The organism is Chryseobacterium electrogenes, assembly GCF_053553015.1.
Map to the genome: position 1 here is coordinate 2,685,915 of NZ_JBNPPB010000002.1, position 17,326 is coordinate 2,703,240.

At 33.9% G+C, this 17,326-nt stretch carries 15 protein-coding genes; 12 read left to right on the forward strand and 3 right to left on the reverse strand.

Annotated features, from left to right (window positions below):
- Window positions 1-25: 25 nt before the first annotated feature.
- Window positions 26-2,173, reverse strand: a complete 2,148-nt coding sequence (locus tag ACQQ6V_RS12350; protein WP_448845825.1) for an outer membrane beta-barrel protein — start codon at window positions 2,171-2,173, stop codon at window positions 26-28.
- Between the two features lie 161 nt (window positions 2,174-2,334).
- Window positions 2,335-4,458 carry a TonB-dependent receptor domain-containing protein gene (locus ACQQ6V_RS12355; RefSeq protein WP_448845826.1) on the reverse strand — a complete coding sequence of 708 codons (2,124 nt, stop codon included), beginning with the start codon at window positions 4,456-4,458 and terminating at the stop codon, window positions 2,335-2,337.
- Between the two features lie 162 nt (window positions 4,459-4,620).
- Here ACQQ6V_RS12355 and ACQQ6V_RS12360 point away from each other — a divergent pair, with 162 nt between their 5' ends.
- From ACQQ6V_RS12360 to ACQQ6V_RS12385, 6 genes are all read left to right on the forward strand, one after another.
- A complete protein-coding gene (locus tag ACQQ6V_RS12360; protein WP_448845827.1) occupies window positions 4,621-5,622 on the forward strand; it encodes a sensor histidine kinase in 1,002 nt (333 codons plus the stop codon).
- 39 nt (window positions 5,623-5,661) lie between these two features.
- Entirely contained in the window at window positions 5,662-6,345 is a 684-nt protein-coding gene (locus ACQQ6V_RS12365; protein WP_448845828.1) for a LytR/AlgR family response regulator transcription factor, read from the forward strand.
- Between the two features lie 51 nt (window positions 6,346-6,396).
- Window positions 6,397-6,948, forward strand: coding sequence for an RNA polymerase sigma factor (locus ACQQ6V_RS12370; RefSeq protein WP_448845829.1), 552 nt, complete (start codon window positions 6,397-6,399; stop codon window positions 6,946-6,948).
- 4 nt (window positions 6,949-6,952) lie between these two features.
- A complete protein-coding gene (locus tag ACQQ6V_RS12375; protein WP_448845830.1) occupies window positions 6,953-7,291 on the forward strand; it encodes a hypothetical protein in 339 nt (112 codons plus the stop codon).
- Between the two features lie 186 nt (window positions 7,292-7,477).
- Window positions 7,478-7,771 carry a hypothetical protein gene (locus ACQQ6V_RS12380; protein ID WP_448845831.1) on the forward strand — a complete coding sequence of 98 codons (294 nt, stop codon included), beginning with the start codon at window positions 7,478-7,480 and terminating at the stop codon, window positions 7,769-7,771.
- 24 nt (window positions 7,772-7,795) lie between these two features.
- Window positions 7,796-8,254, forward strand: coding sequence for an Hsp20/alpha crystallin family protein (locus ACQQ6V_RS12385; RefSeq protein WP_448845832.1), 459 nt, complete (start codon window positions 7,796-7,798; stop codon window positions 8,252-8,254).
- A gap of 128 nt (window positions 8,255-8,382) precedes the next feature.
- Here the strand turns inward: ACQQ6V_RS12385 and ACQQ6V_RS12390 are convergent, their stop codons facing one another.
- The gene (locus tag ACQQ6V_RS12390; protein ID WP_448845833.1) at window positions 8,383-11,160 is read right to left on the reverse strand and encodes a bifunctional aconitate hydratase 2/2-methylisocitrate dehydratase; all 2,778 of its coding nucleotides are present in this window, start codon (window positions 11,158-11,160) and stop codon (window positions 8,383-8,385) included.
- A 356-nt stretch (window positions 11,161-11,516) separates the two neighbouring features.
- On the opposite strand from ACQQ6V_RS12390, the gene ACQQ6V_RS12395 reads away from it, so the two are divergent.
- From ACQQ6V_RS12395 to ACQQ6V_RS12420, 6 genes are all read left to right on the forward strand, one after another.
- A complete protein-coding gene (locus ACQQ6V_RS12395) occupies window positions 11,517-11,918 on the forward strand; it encodes a DUF2752 domain-containing protein (RefSeq protein WP_448845834.1) in 402 nt (133 codons plus the stop codon).
- 235 nt (window positions 11,919-12,153) lie between these two features.
- Window positions 12,154-14,268 carry a TonB-dependent receptor gene (locus tag ACQQ6V_RS12400; protein ID WP_448845835.1) on the forward strand — a complete coding sequence of 705 codons (2,115 nt, stop codon included), beginning with the start codon at window positions 12,154-12,156 and terminating at the stop codon, window positions 14,266-14,268.
- A 113-nt stretch (window positions 14,269-14,381) separates the two neighbouring features.
- Window positions 14,382-15,017, forward strand: a complete 636-nt coding sequence (locus ACQQ6V_RS12405) for a hypothetical protein (protein ID WP_448845836.1) — start codon at window positions 14,382-14,384, stop codon at window positions 15,015-15,017.
- Window positions 15,018-15,019: 2 nt separating this feature from the next.
- The gene (locus tag ACQQ6V_RS12410) at window positions 15,020-15,547 is read left to right on the forward strand and encodes an acyl-CoA thioesterase (RefSeq protein ID WP_448845837.1); all 528 of its coding nucleotides are present in this window, start codon (window positions 15,020-15,022) and stop codon (window positions 15,545-15,547) included.
- Window positions 15,548-15,597: 50 nt separating this feature from the next.
- Window positions 15,598-16,557 (forward strand): NAD(P)-dependent oxidoreductase, encoded by a 960-nt coding sequence (locus tag ACQQ6V_RS12415; RefSeq protein ID WP_448845838.1) that lies wholly within the window; start codon window positions 15,598-15,600, stop codon window positions 16,555-16,557.
- Between the two features lie 151 nt (window positions 16,558-16,708).
- Window positions 16,709-17,098, forward strand: coding sequence for a hypothetical protein (locus tag ACQQ6V_RS12420; protein ID WP_448845839.1), 390 nt, complete (start codon window positions 16,709-16,711; stop codon window positions 17,096-17,098).
- The last annotated feature ends 228 nt before the right edge of the window (window positions 17,099-17,326 follow it).

The following is a 17,326-nucleotide window of genomic DNA, read 5'->3' on the forward strand; positions in this document are numbered from 1 at the left end:
TAATATGAATGTAAATGTGGTCTAATTATTTGATGATATTGCCAGTATCTTCTTTAGCAGTTTCGCCAGACAATGCATTTTGTTCTACTTTTGCCAACTTGTTTTTAGTTGGGATTTTATAAGTGAATGACAATCCAAAAGTACGTGTGTCGTTTTTGTTACTAATGTTGACACTAGGAAAGGCATTGGTCGTTCTTAGATTATTCTCTTTGGTATTGAAAATATCGTTAGCAAACAGAGTTAATGTCATTCTGTCTTTGTTAAATTTCTTAGATGCACTTACATCAAAAGTATTGTAAAACGACTTATTAGGATAGAAGTAATAATAATTTCCCTTGGTAAGATAAGTGTAACTCAGGTTAAGCTTTATATCAGATGGTAATATAAATTGCCCAGAAAGACTGTATGTCCAATAGCCTTTTGGATTAATAATTTTATCTATCTCTTGCAATTGATATGAAGTGTATAGGTACAAAAAATTCATCTTATCAGGATTGAAATTCATTTTCATGATTTCCTTAAAGGGCTTGGTAAACAATGCAAAAGGAATTGGGAATCCCATGTTGAAATTATGAGTTTTCAACTGATCTACATTGACAGAAGTTTGTAAGATTTTATCATCTTTTCTCATCACTTGTTGTACAACCTGATTTTTGCCAGAAGTTAGGTTATAGCCAATAAAAGCAAAATTCATTGCGCTTAATTTAACTTCGAAATTATCATAAATAGTTGGTTGCAAGTTAGGATCACCAAAAAACTCTATGTTAGCATTACCGTATCTTGTGTTGTTGGGATTAAGATTGGCAACACTCGGCAAGGCAATTTTTTTATTATAGTTAATATTGGCAAATACCATGTTCGGGATAAAATTGTACTGTACGCTGGCATTAGGAAAAACTTTGAATTTATCGAAAGGCTTTAATTGGTCATATTTTCCGTTTTCTGGATTAAGACTTGTTCCGTTGATGTTATAATATTCTCCACGAAGCCCTAATGTAAAATCGAATTTCCCTTTTTTGCTATTTACTTCAGAATAAACGGCACTTGTTTTACTACTATAATCTAAGTTTTTTATATTAAAGTTTTCTGCCACAAAATCTTGTTGGTTGTAATCTGCTCCAACACCCAATTTTCCTTCGTCCAGGATTTTTATAGGCTGAGAATAATCTACTTTTAGGTTGTACACTTCTTGTGTAGAGCCATTGGTATTCTCATTAATTATCTCTCTCGGTTGAAGGACGTGAGAGTATTGATTAAAGCTTGCTTTATTATTAGAGTAAGTTCCTTTGATTTCAAATTTCTTATTACGATCATCAAATTTCTTCTGGTAAGTTGCCATTACCTCATGGCGTGTATTATCATTATCAGTCTTATCTTTACTGATAATTGCTGTACCATTAGAAAGGGCATAACTGTCAATATAGCGATCAGTATTATTGTAAGACAAATTGTAATTTAGTAATAATCGATCTTTTCCTAAGTCAAAAGTAAAAGCACTTCTTACAAATTGAGTTCTGCCGATGTTGTCATTTCCAAGTTTAGAAATTTCGTCAATTGTAGATTTGGTTTCATCTTCGCTGTAAGATTGTCCAATGTTCAACTGCCACCCGAACCAACGGTTTTTAGAATTTAAAGTTAAACTATTATTGAATTTGTTTCTATACTTATCATAATTACTAAAACGGTAACCACCAGCATAAGTTGCAGATAAGTAAGACTTGGCACTTCTGCTTGTGATAATGTTAAGAATAGCGCCACCAGAAGTTGCAGGAAATTCTGCTCCAGGTTGGGTAATCATCTCAACGCGCTCTATACTATTGGCAGGCAAACCCTCTAGATAAGCTGTCAGTTGATCGCTGTATAAGTTAAGCGGACGCCCATCCATAAAGACTTGCAATGATTTTCCTTGGTACATGATCCCAGCCATATCAGAGGCAATTACTCCAGGGATTTTTTTAAGACCTTCCATCGTCGTCCCGGAGTTGAGGTGACTTTGTTCTGAAAAATCAAATATTGTTCTGTCTGCTTTTTGCTCAACAGCTTTTTTGGTCTTTACAATGCTTACGCCTTCAATTTCTTTCTCTTTAGTTTTATCTGTTTTGTCATTGTCTTGAGAAAAGGCAATTTGAGATGTTAACAAAAAAGCAGCAGCTATAATAAATTTCTTGTTCATAAATAAGATTCTGCAAGATTAGACAATCATAAATTTGTTTTGTTACAAAAGAAATAAGGAATTTCTGCTGAGCTGTAGATAAGGCGCACTAAGTGGTATAAAAAACGTTACCAAAGGTTGAGATTTGGTAACGTTATATTTTTTGTTTTTATTAAAGGAGATTATTTCGCTCTATCTTTTTCTTCAAAATTAATATTGCGTGCTTCTTTAACTTTTTTGTTCCCGAAGGTATAATTAACGCTTAGTCTGAAGCTGCGACCATCCCAATAGTTGTTGAAATGTTGACTGTTGTTAGCATAATAGATGTCACCTTTCCAATATTGTGCAAAAATGTTGGTGACTGAGGCGTTAAGTTGAAGTTGTTTTTCCATTAGAGAAACTTTGATCCCTGCATCAAGATTGGTAAAACTATGGAAGTAAGAATTCACGTTTTTATAAGGTAAACTCTGACTGAAATTAACAAAGAAATTAATGGTTTTTGCGGTATTCAGCGTGAGTGTATTTCGGATGCTATAATCTAAAGTATGCCCTTTCTTGGGTGTTGCATCGATATTATAAATTTTAGAATTTGTTAAAGATGCACTTGCAAAAGCGGTAGCCTCCCACCAAGGTAAGATTTTGTCAGTGTAAGAAACATTTAGCCCAAAAGAATCATTGTCATAAGTATTTAAGTAGGTGCCTTGATTTTCTAAACCATTTTGAAACGAAACTTGTCCAAAACCATTTTTTAGGTGAAGATAAAATAAGCTTGCATTTAACTTATTATTATAAGTGTAAGAAATTTCATAATTATTAATGTAAGATGGCTGTAACAAAGGGTTACCAGAAGAATAAGAATTGGTGTTAGAGTACCAACGGAATGGGTTGAGATTGTCCATATCAGGACGATTAATTCTTCTGGAATATGAAATACTGTAGGCATTTTTGTCTTCTTTATAAGCTACAAAAGCAGACGGAAACCATTGCCCATAATTATATTTATTTCTTTCGCCAGTAGAAGGCGTCAATCCATCCACATAAGTAGATTCATATCTCACCCCGAATTTAGTTTGCCATTTACTATCAAAATCTTTTGCAAAACTTACATAACCTGCGATATTTTTCTCTTGATATCTAAAAATATTAGTACGTAGAGGATCTATCACCCAATCAGCATTTTGCAAAGTAGAATAACTCAGATCCGATGTGTTTTTGAACTGTGTATATTTCGCACCAGTCTCAATTGTCCCGAAAGAAAAAGGAAGCTCGAGGTCAGCTTGTCCAGAAAAAATTTCTGGTTTGATTAATGAGATGGTTTTTACATATTCTAAACTTTGGTTAGAAGCCTTAAAGGTGTTGAAGTTAACCGTCGTGTTGGAGTTGTTTCCGTAATAGTTTCCTGTGACGCTCAATTTTTTTCCAATAGAATCTAGCTTTAGATCATAATATGCGCTTAAGGTATTCATCTTATTTTTCTCACGATGTTGTGTGTTGGTCAATAGATTTTCTATGCTTTTAGTATTATTAAGATAATCCGTTGTATTAACAATATTCATGTCAGGATTTTCTGTAGAAAACATATAATTGAATCCAACTTCTGATTTTTTTCCGATTTTATAAGACATCATCAAGCTTGGAGAGAGATTTTTCCACATGTCTTTTCGGATAGATTTGCTTCTGCTAATGGTATCAGAGACGATAGAGTAGTTTTCGTTGGTACGTTTTGCACTATTAGTATAATTGGTTTTAAGGCTTAAACTAAGTTTTTCGGTTTGGTAATTTAAAGTTCCGTTAGCGCTTCCTCCAAAGTAAGTTCTTTGGTTAATTCCTGTGCCGATATTCCCACTGAAACCGAGATTAGGGTTTTTCTTAAGAACAATATTAATGATACCACTGTTGCCTTGCGCTTCGTATTTTGCAGGAGGCGTGGTAATGACTTCAACTTTAGAAATATTCTCTGAGCGGATAGTTTTAAGATAGTTCATTAAGGCATCACCAGAGAGATTAAGCATTCTTCCGTTAACCATGACAGCCACGCTACTTTTCCCAACAATAGAAATAATGCCTCGGTTTTCGTCTATTTTCATCATTGGTACGTTAGCCAAAGTTTCTACTGCGTCCATGCCTTGCGATGCCAAAGATGCATCAACATTAAAGATGAGGCGATCTGCTTTTCTTTCTATTAATTTTTTCTTTCCAGAAATTACGACTTCATTTATTTTATTCGTTTTAATAGTATCATTTGCAGTTTGAGCTGTAAATAATGCGCTAAATAATATTGCTGATATGCTAATTGTTTTTTTCATAGTTTAAAATTGATGTTACAAAACTAGCTCAGCAAAATCTTTTTAAAAATAGCATTTAGACCAAGCGTTAATAAAGTCGGACTAAAAAAGTTTCGTCGGAAAAAAATGCCGGTTTGTCGAAAATATATAGGATTTAGAATTACGATAAGCTTAAATTTGAGCATGAAAAAAAATCAAATCCTCTTTCTCCATATTTTTTATTGGCTGCTTAATCTTACTTTTTCCATTTTGCTACCTATTTTAGCATGGGATACTAAACATGCAGTTTTCAATGTCACTTTCTTTATCGTTGGTTTTATTGTTTTTTATATCAATTACTTTTACATCGTTCCGTTTTTTTTCAATATCAAAAAGCTTTATTTAACCATTTTTGGTTTTTTTATTAGCGTTGGATGTTTTGTGTTTTTCCGTTATATGACCGAAGAATTGATTTTACCTTGGTTTATTGGGCATGGTAATTATGCTAAGGAAACGCCGTTTTGGTTTTATTATTTTGATAATGTTTCATATAGTTCTGGTACGTTATTTATTAGTACTGCGCTGGCTTTGTTTAATATATTTTTTAAAAGAGAAGAAGAACGTCAACAGTTAATTGAAGAAAAACAATCCGCCGAACTCAAGGCTTTGAAAACTCAGATTAATCCGCATTTTATTTTTAATTCTCTCAATAATATCTATTCTTTGGTCTATCAAAAATCGGATAAATCACTTCCTGCCATCGAGGAACTGAGTGAGATGTTGCGCTATTCAACGAAAGATTTAGAGAAAGACTTTATACCGTTGAAACGAGAATTAGGTTATGTGAAAAGTTTAATCGGTTTAGAAAAATTAAGAATCAGAAATCCCGAAATGGTAAAATGCACTTCTGAAATAGAAAATGAAGACGTAGAAATTTCGCCAATGTTATTGGTTCCGTTTGTAGAAAATGCTTTTAAACATGGTGATTTTAATAGCGGTGAACTGACAATTGATTTAAAAGAAATTAACAATGTTTTAAATTTTAGAATAGAAAACCGAAAACGTCAAGGTTCCAAAGATCACACCTCTGGCATTGGGATTGGGAATGTGAAAAAACGTTTAGCATTGATCTATCCTAACAAACATGAGCTCAATATTTCTGACAATCAAAATAGTTTTGTCGTAGAATTAAAAATAGAACTTTAAGCAGAATCATTAAATATTAAAAATCATTTTCAGAAAGTTATGAAAATAAAATGCATTATTACAGATGATGAGCCTTTGGCAGTTTCACTTTTAGAAAAATATGTTTCTGAAATGCCCGATTTTGAGCTGCTTTCTACCTTTCTCAATCCAATTGAAGCCATAGAGTTTATCCAAAATAACGAAGTCGATTTGGTTTTTTTAGACATCCAGATGCCAGAATTGTCCGGGATTAACTTCATGAAAATTGTTGGCGACAAAGTCAAATATATCCTGACCACGGCATATTCAGAGTTTGCGATGGAAGGTTATGAGCATAATGTGATTGATTATTTGTTAAAACCAATTACGATCTCGAGGTTTGAGAAAAGTATTCAAAAAGCTTTGGAGCGACTTTCTAAACCTGCAGAACTAGAAAAGAATTTTGTCTTTATTAAATCTTCTGGGCAACAACACAAGATTTTGTTTGACGATATTTTGTACATCGAAAGCATCAAAGATTACGTCAATATTAAAACCAAGAATCAAGAATATATTGTCCTCGATACACTGAAATCTTTGGAAGAAAAGTTACCAGAATCTACATTTGCAAGAATACATAAGTCTTATATTTTAAATTTAAATCAAATAAAAAGCATCGACAGCAAGAACGTTTTACTTATTTCTGAACAAGAAATCCCGATAGGCGAGAGTTTTAAAACAAATTTTTTGAAAAAGTTAAAGTAATTTTATCTTAGCTTCGTCTTCTGAAATATGGACTCGCTATATTTGGACTCAATGGCTGAAAAAAAATCGGTATCGCTGACGGAAGTCGTGAAGAATTACGGCTCGCAATTGTTGCGTTTCATTAAAGGAAAGGTCAGCAAAACCGAGGATGCAGAAGATATTTTACAAGAAGTGTGGTATCAGACCAGCCGATTGACCAACATTGATGAGTTGGAAAATGTGGGTGCGTGGCTGTACTCGGTGACAAGAAATAAAATCACAGACAATTACCGGAAAAAGAAAAGTGATTCTTTAGAAGATTATGTCTATGAGGACGAGGATGGAAGTTTTAATGTTAAAGAAATTTTGCTGGCAGACGATTCTAACAATCCTGAGCTCAAGATGTTTAAAGATATTTTTTGGGACGAACTCATGAAAGCATTGAACGAACTTCCAGAAAAACAACGCCATGTTTTTATTCAAAACGAAATCGAAGACTTAACTTTGCAAGAAATTGCAGATAACGAAGGCGAAAATATCAAAACCATTATCAGTAGAAAAGGCTATGCCGTAAAGCATTTGCGTGTAAAATTAGGTCATTTATATAAAGAACTTAACGATTAATAGAATGATGAATCCTAGATATAGAAAACAACATAAGAAGAAATTTGCCTTCGGGTTTTTGTGTGCTATTGGACTGGTTTTTTTGCTAGTTTGGCTGTTACAATGGCTTTGGAATGCTTTGTTACCGGAAATATTAGGTGTCAAGAGTATTAGTTATTGGCAGGCTTTTGGGCTGTTTATTCTGTCAAAAATTTTGTTTGGCGGTTTTAGATTTAATAAACCACGCAATGGATTTAACAAAAGAAGAAAAATGGAAGAAAAGAAACATGGCTTTTCTGGCGAACATAGAGAACGATTCCGAGAAGAATGGAATAAACGCTTCGGTGATAAATGTAAATTTTAGACAAAGAAACTTAATATAATTAACTCCCAAAATCAATCGGTTTTGGGAGTTTTTGTTTTAATTAAAGTTGATGTATTTGGCTTCCATAAAGGTTTTCAAAAAAAATAAAAAAACTTTAAAGTAAAATTACTCTAAGGTCGTCTTCATTAAAAAGGCCTTTAGATTTATAAACTTAATATTAAAACAATGAGACATAACAAACGTTATATATTGCCCAAATTAATCGGGATTACGATTATTGCAGGCGTTGCAACATTAATTATCGGTACGATTTTCAAATTACTTTTACTAGGAAGCGTTGTTGCAGGAATCGGGACATTAATCGCTTCCAAATTGAGAAGAAGAGAACAGCGTCATTTCCAAGCTTATGAGAAAGATTTGCCGCTCAACTTTAATCCAAAAAAAGACTACAATTTTGCGGTAAAGCCAAGTTATCACAATGCGAGAAAAGAAAATATCGCAATTATCCCAATCAACTAACTATTAATTTTAAAAGAACAAAACATGTTTACAACACACAATAACACGAGAGATAGAAAAGATTTTTGTAGAGATCAATTTAATCATAAATTAGATAAACTACGAGATGGATTCTTTAACGGAAAACATCCGCTCAAAGAAGCTATCGCAGAAAAATTAAGCGTTCACAAGCCTGTTAATATTTCTGAAAGTAAAGAATATTTTGCCCTACAACTTTTTGCAGCAGGATTAAAGAAAGAACAATTTCAGATTTCGGTTAAAAATTCGGTATTGACAATTTCTTATAAGGAAACAGAAAGAAAGTCAGATTCTGATTTTATTTATCAAGAATTTTATCCAACATCGTTTGAGCGTTCTTTTCAACTTAATGAGAAAGTTGCCACAGAGAATATTTCTGCCAATTATGAAGATGGAATTTTAACGGTAATTTTACCAAAAGATCCAGAAAATAATCAACCAGCACAAGAGATTAAAATTCATTAAAAATCTCGATTTCTGTAAAACTAAATTTAAAAATTGTATATAAAAAAATCCCGTTAAGTAAAACTTGACGGGATTTTTGATTTTAATTATTTTAAAATAAACTCTTGTTGATAAGAGCTATTTGTTAATTAATGTGTGCTTGTAAGCTCCTTGATAGAAGGGACAAATGTTGTAAGGTCGATGCCTTCTACAGCGGCTTTGTACTCTTCTATGCTTGGGATTCTACCGATAATTGCAGATAATACAACTACTGGAGTAGATGCTAATAGAGATTCTCCTTTTTTGCGTTCAGAATCTTCTACAACTCTTCCTTGGAAAAGTCGCGTAGAAGTTGCCAAAACAGTATCTCCTTTTGCAGCTTTCTCTTGGTTACCCATACAAAGGTTACAACCAGGGCGCTCTAGATACATTACATTTTTGTATTCTGTACGAGCTTCACCTTTTGGCGCGTTATCGTTGAATTCAAAAGCGGAATACTTTTCTAAAAATTCCCAATCGCCTTCTGCTTTTAGTTCGTCAATGATATTATAAGTAGGCGCAGCAACCACTAATGGCGCGTTAAATTCTACTTTACCATTTTGTTTTTCTAAGTTTTTAAGCATTTGAGATACGATCTTCAAGTCACCTTTGTGAACCATACAAGATCCAACAAAACCAAGGTCTACTTTTTTCTCTCCACCATAATAAGAAAGATCTCTGATGGTGTCATGCGTATATCTTTTAGAAACATCGTCGTTGTTAACATCTGGATCCGCAATCATAGGCTCTACAATTACGTCTAGATCTACAACAACTTCAGCATAATATTTAGCATTAGCATCAGGCGTTAATCCAGGTTTGTCACCAGATCTAATTTCCTCAATTCTCTTATTGGCTTTGTTAATCAAACCTTGAAGCACTTGGTTATGGTTATCCATACCTTTGTCAATCATGATTTGAATTCTACCTTTTGCAATTTCCAAAGATTCAATTAAAGTATTGTCTTCAGAAATGTTGATAGATGCTTTAGCCTTCATCTCTGCTGTCCAGTCTGTAAAGGTGAATGCTTGGTCAGCAGGAAGTGTACCAATGTGAACTTCGATAATACGACCTTGGAAAACATTTTCTCCACCAAACTGCTTTAACATCTGCGCTTGAGTTGCATGAACTACATCACGGAAATCCATGTGCTTTTTCATGTTACCTTTGAAAGTTACTTTTACAGATTCTGGAATTGGCATAGATGCTTCACCAGTTGCTAAAGCCAAAGCTACCGTACCAGAGTCAGCACCAAAAGCGACACCTTTTGACATTCTCGTGTGAGAATCTCCACCGATGATAATTGCCCATTCGTCGACTGTAATATCGTTAAGAACTTTATGAATAACGTCTGTCATAGCGTGGTATTCATTTTTCGGGTCACGTGCTGTGATTAATCCGAAATCGTTCATGAATTTCATTAATTTAGGAATATTAGCCTGAGCTTTTTTATCCCAAACAGAAGCTGTGTGACATCCAGATTGATAAGCTCCGTCAACAATTGGAGAGATCACAGTCGCCGCCATAGATTCTAATTCCTGAGAAGTCATTAGTCCTGTTGTATCTTGAGATCCAACGATGTTAACTTCTACACGAACGTCAGAACCTGCATGCAATACTTTGCCTGGTGTTGTACCAACAGCATTTCTGTTAAATATTTTTTCAACAGCTGTTAAACCTTGACCTTCGATAGAGATTTCTTTAGAAGGTGCAAAAACTATAGGTGCTTCAAGGCCTAAAGTTTTAGCTGCAAATGTTTGGATTTTTTTACCAAAAACAATCGCGTAAGAACCACCAGCTTTGATGAATTCCATTTTTTGTGGCGTGAAAGATTTAGTTAAATCAATTAATTCTTGATCGCCGTTGTATAATTTTTTCTCTTTAGTATTGATAGTCAAAACTGTACCTGTTGCAACAGAATATACCTCTTCTAGAACAGGATCTCCGCTTTCGTTACGTACAACATTACCTTCTGCATCTACTTTTTTCACCCAGTTTTTAAGGTCAATTCCGATACCTCCAGTTACATCAACTGTTGTTAAGAAAATTGGAGAAATGCCGTTAGTACCACCAACAATTGGTGCGATATTCACAAATGGAATATAAGGACTTGCTTGTTTACCTGTCCATAGTGCTACGTTATTAACACCAGACATTCTAGAAGAACCTACGCCCATTGTGCCTTTCTCAGCAATTAGCATAACGCTTGCATCTGGATGTAGCGCTTGCAACGCTTTTATTTCTTCTTGTGCTTGAGATGTAATCATACATTTACCATGCAATTCTCTGTCAGAACGAGAGTGCGCTTGGTTACCTGGAGATAATAAATCGGTAGAAATATCACCTTCGCCAGCAATGAATGTTACAATTTTAATTTCTTCTGCAACTTCTGGAAGTTTTGTAAAAAACTCAGCTTTTGCATAGCTTTCTAGGATTTCTCTGGCAATATCGCTACCATTGTCGTAAGCTTCTTTAAGGCGAGCTGTGTCTGCATCATAAAGGAAAACTTGAGTTTTTAGTACGTCTGCTGCTTGTTTTGCAATGTCAGCATCTGTACCTAACGCTAAGTCCAATAAAACTTCGATAGATGGACCACCTTTCATGTGAGATAATAACTCAAAGGCGAAAGCGGGAGAAATCTCTTCTACTAAAGATTCGCCAAGAATAATCTCTTTTAAAAATTTAGCCTTAACACCAGCCGCGCTAGTTGTTCCTGGAAGAGTGTTGTAAATGAAAAACTGAAGAGAATCCGGTCTATCTGCGTTATTAGAATCTTTAATTTGCGTAATAATTTCGCTTAACAATTCTGCACCGTCAATTGGCTTAGGATGAAGTCCTTGGGCTTTTCTTTCTTCAATCTCTTGGAGATAAGTCTTGTAAATGTTCATATAGAAATCTTTTCAATTTTAAAGGTGGGTTTGTGATATAATATTTTTCACTTTTACCAGTCTTTAAGTTATTGCTATATGAGCTGTTACGTAATGATACGCAACACGGACTGGTGCGAAATATACAAATCTACACCTTGTTGAGCATTGTGAGATTATCATCGATATTCGCACAATGTTTAATTCATGTTAAATTTGTCCAAATTTACGAATTTTAAAACTTTTATACGAGTTATGTAATTTAGATTTGAAATAAATTATATTACTTTTGTCTATGTTTTATTGTTTTTACTATAAAGTAAAAAATTATTTTATAAGTCTAGTTAGGTTGTCGTCTAGTTAGGATTGATGTGGATATGAGAAAAGTAGTAGTCATTGGTTTGATATTAGGAGTTTTGGTACTCTTTTTTGTGAGTAATCCATCAGAGTCATCTTGGTTTGTGGCTTGTCCTTTCAGGATGGTGACAGGCTATGATTGTCCTGGCTGTGGGAGTCAGCGTGCTTTACATCAATTGCTTCATTTTAACTTTAAACAAGCTTTTTTATTAAATCCATTACTATTTATTTTCGCAACTTATACTTTGATCGGGTTAATTTTAAAACTAAATTTTTTCAAAAAACGATGCGCTAAACTTAGTGACCAAATGTTTGGGATGAAAGCAGTGATGATTGCTATTATTTTGATTTTAATTTTTTTTATTCTTAGAAATACGGATATCTATCTGGGATGGATAAAGGGTCTATCTTTTATGGATTAACTTCTAAGTAATTTTTTCTAATAGAATTGTTATTAATCCTTTAAGGAAATGAACAATTAAAATATTTTCAATAAAATATATTTTTTTTTCATAAGTTTGTAATCGGAAAAAGGGGTGCCCCATAAAGGCTGAGATTATACCCTAAGAACCTGGGCAGGTAATGCTGCCAAGGGAACTATGCAAATGGCTAGGCTATTTGGTGCATCCTTTTATTCCAATTAATTATATATTGAGAATGAAAGGATATTTATTTTTATCAGCCCTTCTGGTGGGCACAGCGGTTTTGGCACAGTCCAAAAAGGATTCAATACAAGAGATTGAACAGATTAAAATTATCAAAAAACTTCCCGTTACTAAGGAGATTATTAATGTTGAAAAAGACCTTAGTAACAAAAACCTAGGACAAGATTTACCTTATCTTTTGAAAAACCAAATGTCTGTAGAGACAACATCAGATGCTGGTAATGGCGTGGGTTATACAGGACTTAGGATTAGAGGAGTAGATGCAACGCGTATTAATGTGATGCTTAATGGAGTGCCGTATAATGATAGCGAATCTCAAGGGACATTTTTTGTCAATATTCCTGATGTTACTTCTTCTGCATCTAATATAATTATCCAGCGTGGTGTTGGGACATCTACTAATGGTGTGGCTGCTTTTGGCGCTAGTGTTAATATAATTAGTAAGGATCCAGAAGATAAAGCTTATCTATCTACGCAACAATCTGTGGGATCTTTTAACACACATAAGCATTCTTTTGAGGCGGGTACGGGTAGTCTATTAGGTGGTAAACTATCGGTAATGGGACGATATTCTATCATAAAATCTGATGGATATATTGATAGAGCATTTTCTGATCTTAACTCTTACAATGTGGTTGCGGTATATAAAGATGGAAACACTAAGCTAAGATTCCAGACTTTTGGAGGAAAGGAGAAAACTTATCAAGCTTGGAACGGTATTTCTAAAGATAAATATAAAGAAAACCCTAGATATAACCCTTCTGGAGAAATCTATAATGCAAGTGGAAATGTAACTGGCTTCTACGATAACGAAACGGATAATTATAACCAAAAACATTATCATTTTGTTTGGGAGCAGGCTTTTAACGACCAATGGAAACTTAATACAACCTTGCATTACACAGACGGAAATGGTTATTATGAAAATTATAAATCCAATCAGAAGTTTAGTAAATACGGGATGTCTAACCTAGTTGTTGGTAGCGAAACCATAACCCGTGGTGATCTTATAAGACGTAAGTTTTTGAAGAATGATTTTTACGGTATTGTAGCTGATCTTAATGGTAAGTTGGATCAATGGAATTTTAATTTCGGAGTTGTGGCTAATCAATATTATGGACGTCACATTGGAGAGATTATCAGTGGGTCTAATGTGCAACAAATTAAGATGCCGCACGAGTATTACAGAAATAATGGGATTAAAGATGAGGTGTCTGGATATGCTAAAGCTTTGTATCAAATAGGAGGTGTCGAGCTTTTTGCAGATTTACAGTTAAGAACAATTAATTACAGATCACATGCGATTTTGGAAAGTGCAGAAGAACCGGGCGTTAATTTTAATAAAAACTTTACCTTTTTTAATCCAAAAGTAGGAGCAAGCTTTAATGTAGATGGAGGTAACCTATATGTTTCTTATGCTAATGCTCATCGCGAGCCTGTGAGAAATGATATAACAAGCAATCCTAACGTAAAGTACGAGACGCTTCACGATTTTGAGTTAGGTTATAATAAAGTAATAGGCAATTTATCATTAACGGCTAATGCTTATTATATGTCGTACAAAAATCAACTAGTACTTTCTGGTGCGATTAACGATGTAGGAGCGGCGCTTCATGAGAATGTTGGTGACAGCTATAGAGCGGGGCTAGAGATTGGAGCTGGCTATAATATCTCTAAAGAATTTAATCTATTGCTCAACACCACTTGGAGTTCTAATAAAAATAAAAATTATTTTGTTGAATCAGAAAACGGAACACAAAGTCTAGGGACAACCGATATTTCTTTTTCTCCTAAGTTTATGGGTAACCTAACGCTTAATTATCTTCCTGTTAAAGATGTTCAACTATCTTGGGTTAATAAATTGGTGGGGTCTCAGTACTTGGATAACACACAAAAAAAAGAAAATCAGCTAAAATCTTACTATTTATCTGATTTTATCGCCAGCTATAATGTAGCTTGGGGCAAAACTGATTTAGGTTTTAATGTTTTGGTTAACAATATTTTTAATCAGAAGTATATAAATAATGGATTTGTAGATGGTACACCATTTTATTATGCACAGGCAGGCACTAACTTTTTAGTTGGGGTTTCTCTTAAGTTTAAATAATACATTCTTATTAATATAACTATAAAGGCAGTCTATACTTGGGCTGTCTTTTTGTTTTTTGAAAATTGATAATTTTTTGGTCATCCTGTTATAAAATTCTAAATTTGCACATTATGAATATTGCGCAGCAAATAATCCAAGTATTACATCTAAGAAAAAAGGTGGATTTTTCGGGGCTAGGGACTTTGTCGCTGGTGACAAAACATGCCGAAGTTGATACCGAAAATGATAAAATATTACCACCAAAACAAGAATTGAATTTTGATATTAATCGTGGTGTCAAAGCAGATAATCAATTCACTACCTTGTCTCATGAGATCGTAAAAGATCTTCTAGAAAAAGGAGAAGCTAAAATTGAAGGCCTTGGTAAATGGACCAATGTCGCTGGCAAAATGCATTTTTTCCCAGAATCCAATGTTTTGGATAATAGCTTTTATGGATTAGAAGCCATAGACGTTCCGCGTATTGGCTCTTCAGATTTCAGTACAGCTACAGATAATGGTCAACAGCCTTATCAGATGAACCGTTCTGTATTGTGGACTCTTCTAGTGGCTTTACCTATGATTGGGATTATCTATGTAGGTGTAACCAATAGCGAAAAACTATTTGGTGTAAAGTCATTCTACAATCTTCCTAACCAAGATGTAAAGAAAATTGTACCTGTAAAAATAGATTCTGCTAAAGTAAAACCTCAAGATTCTGTTAAAGTAGATTCTTTAAAAAGTCAAATAATTACGACGACTAAATAATTATGAAAAAAATAAAACATCCCTCGGAATCGTTAACGGTAATGACCAATATTGTTCTTCCTAACGAAACCAACTCACTACGTAACCTTTTTGGTGGCGAATTATTGTCTCGTATGGATCGTGCAGCCTCTATATCTGCAACCCGTCATTGTGAAAGACGTGTGGTAACTGCATCTGTTAATCATGTTTCTTTTAATCATCCTATCCCAGAAGGAGGGATTGTTGTTTTAGAATCCAAAATAACCAGAGCATTTTCTACCTCAATGGAGATTTATGTAGACGTATGGTTAGATGACCCGATTAATCAAAGAAAAATACATACTAATGAAGGGATTTATACCTTTGTTGCTGTAGATGAGTTTAATAAGCCTGTTCCTATTTTTCAGGTTGAACCAGAAACCGAAGATGAGAAAAAACGTTATGATGCAGCACTTCGTCGTAAAGAATTATCATTAATCCTTTCTGGAAGAATGAAACCAACAGAATCCATAGAGCTTAAGAAATTATTCTCTGGAGAAATAGAAAAGTAATACAACGGAAGATTTATCTTCCGTTTTTTTAATATTAAATACTGATTGTTATGAGAGGACGAGTATTGTTGTTAGATAAAAATCACCCATTAATAGAAGAGCAATTATTAGCTCATCAATTTGTTTTAGAAGAAGATTATACATCTAGTTATGATGAGGTTCTCGCTAAGATACAAGATTATGATGGTATTATTATAAGGAGTAGAATTCCTATTGATGCGCAATTTCTGACAACAGCCAAGAACCTGAAATTTGTAGCTAGAGTAGGAGCAGGCATGGAGAATATTGATGTCGAAAAAGCTCAAGAGCTCAATATTACTTTGATCAGTTCGCCAGAAGGTAATCGGGATTCTGTAGCAGAGCATGTTGTTGGGATGCTTTTATTATTAATGCACAGGTTATTTATTGCCTCTAATGAAGTGAAAAACGGTATTTGGTTACGAGAAGAGAACCGCGGTGATGAGCTATTAGGCAAGACCTTTGGGATAATCGGCTATGGTAATATGGGTAGAGCCACGGCAAAGCGATTGAGTGGTTTTGATGTTAAGGTGATTTTCTATGATATATTGCCTGGCCTTTCGGATGAGTTTGGGATGCAGGTTTCTTTAGAAGAACTGCAGGCAAGAGCTGATATTATTAGCCTTCATATTCCTTTGACTGAGGCTACACATTATATAATAGACGAATCTTTTATTAATAATATGACCAATAATTTCTATTTGGTTAATACAGCAAGAGGAAAAAATATAGAAACGAGGTTTTTAGTTGAAGGCTTGAAGTCCGGCAAGATTAAAGCTGCTGCCTTAGATGTCCTAGAGTATGAGAAAGCTTCATTCGAGAATCTAGATACATCGTCTTCGTCTGGTTCTAATGGTAATGATGATCTAGCTTATCTACTTAACTCGGATAAGGTAATTGTTACGCCACATATTGCTGGCTGGACACATCAAAGTAAAACCAAATTAGCACAAGTTATTGTAGATAAGATTCTCCATCTATTTTCAATCTAATAATATTGATATAAAGGTTTAGCACTGTTTTTATAAAGCGGTGCTATTTTTTTACTCTATTGTGAGATTGAAAAAAAATATTTACACTTGTAATAGTATTTTAATCTTTAACAAAAAAAAGCTGTTGTCTTACTAAATGAAATTAAAAAACATGAAACTTATCGTAAAACAGTATTTTCCTATTTACCTGCTTGTTGCACTGTCATTTACAGTAATATCTTGTGGGCGTATTCTTGATAGCTACTTAGAAGAAAAAGCTAAAGAAAGATATACCTCTCCTTTTATGGGAAAATGGTTTGGTACATATACGGGAGATGAGAGTGGTAGTTTTAGTATTACTGTTGCAAAAAGCGGTCAGATTTCTGGTGTCTACGGACCGTATAATGATGAAATCTTTAATAGTGTGAGTGATGATGGTGTGCTAGGCGCTATAAGCTCTAACAATCCTATGTTTTTTTATTTTCATGGAAATTTAATAACCAAAAAAGGAACTTGGAGAAGAAGCAATCTTAAAGGAGAGTGGACCATCACAAAACAATAACAATACTTTGGATTATCTTACCTTAGGAAACTAAGCCGACTTTGTAGAAATGTTTTCGGCAAAACAAAACATCCTTGTTTTTTATTTAAAATACTAAAAATCAATATGAAAAATATGAAAGCATCCAGATTTATACATCTTTCTTGTATCTATGGAGCTTTACGTATCAATAAGGCTTTTTATTTAACATAAAATAACATTTTCTAGGTTTCTCACTTTTGTATTAAT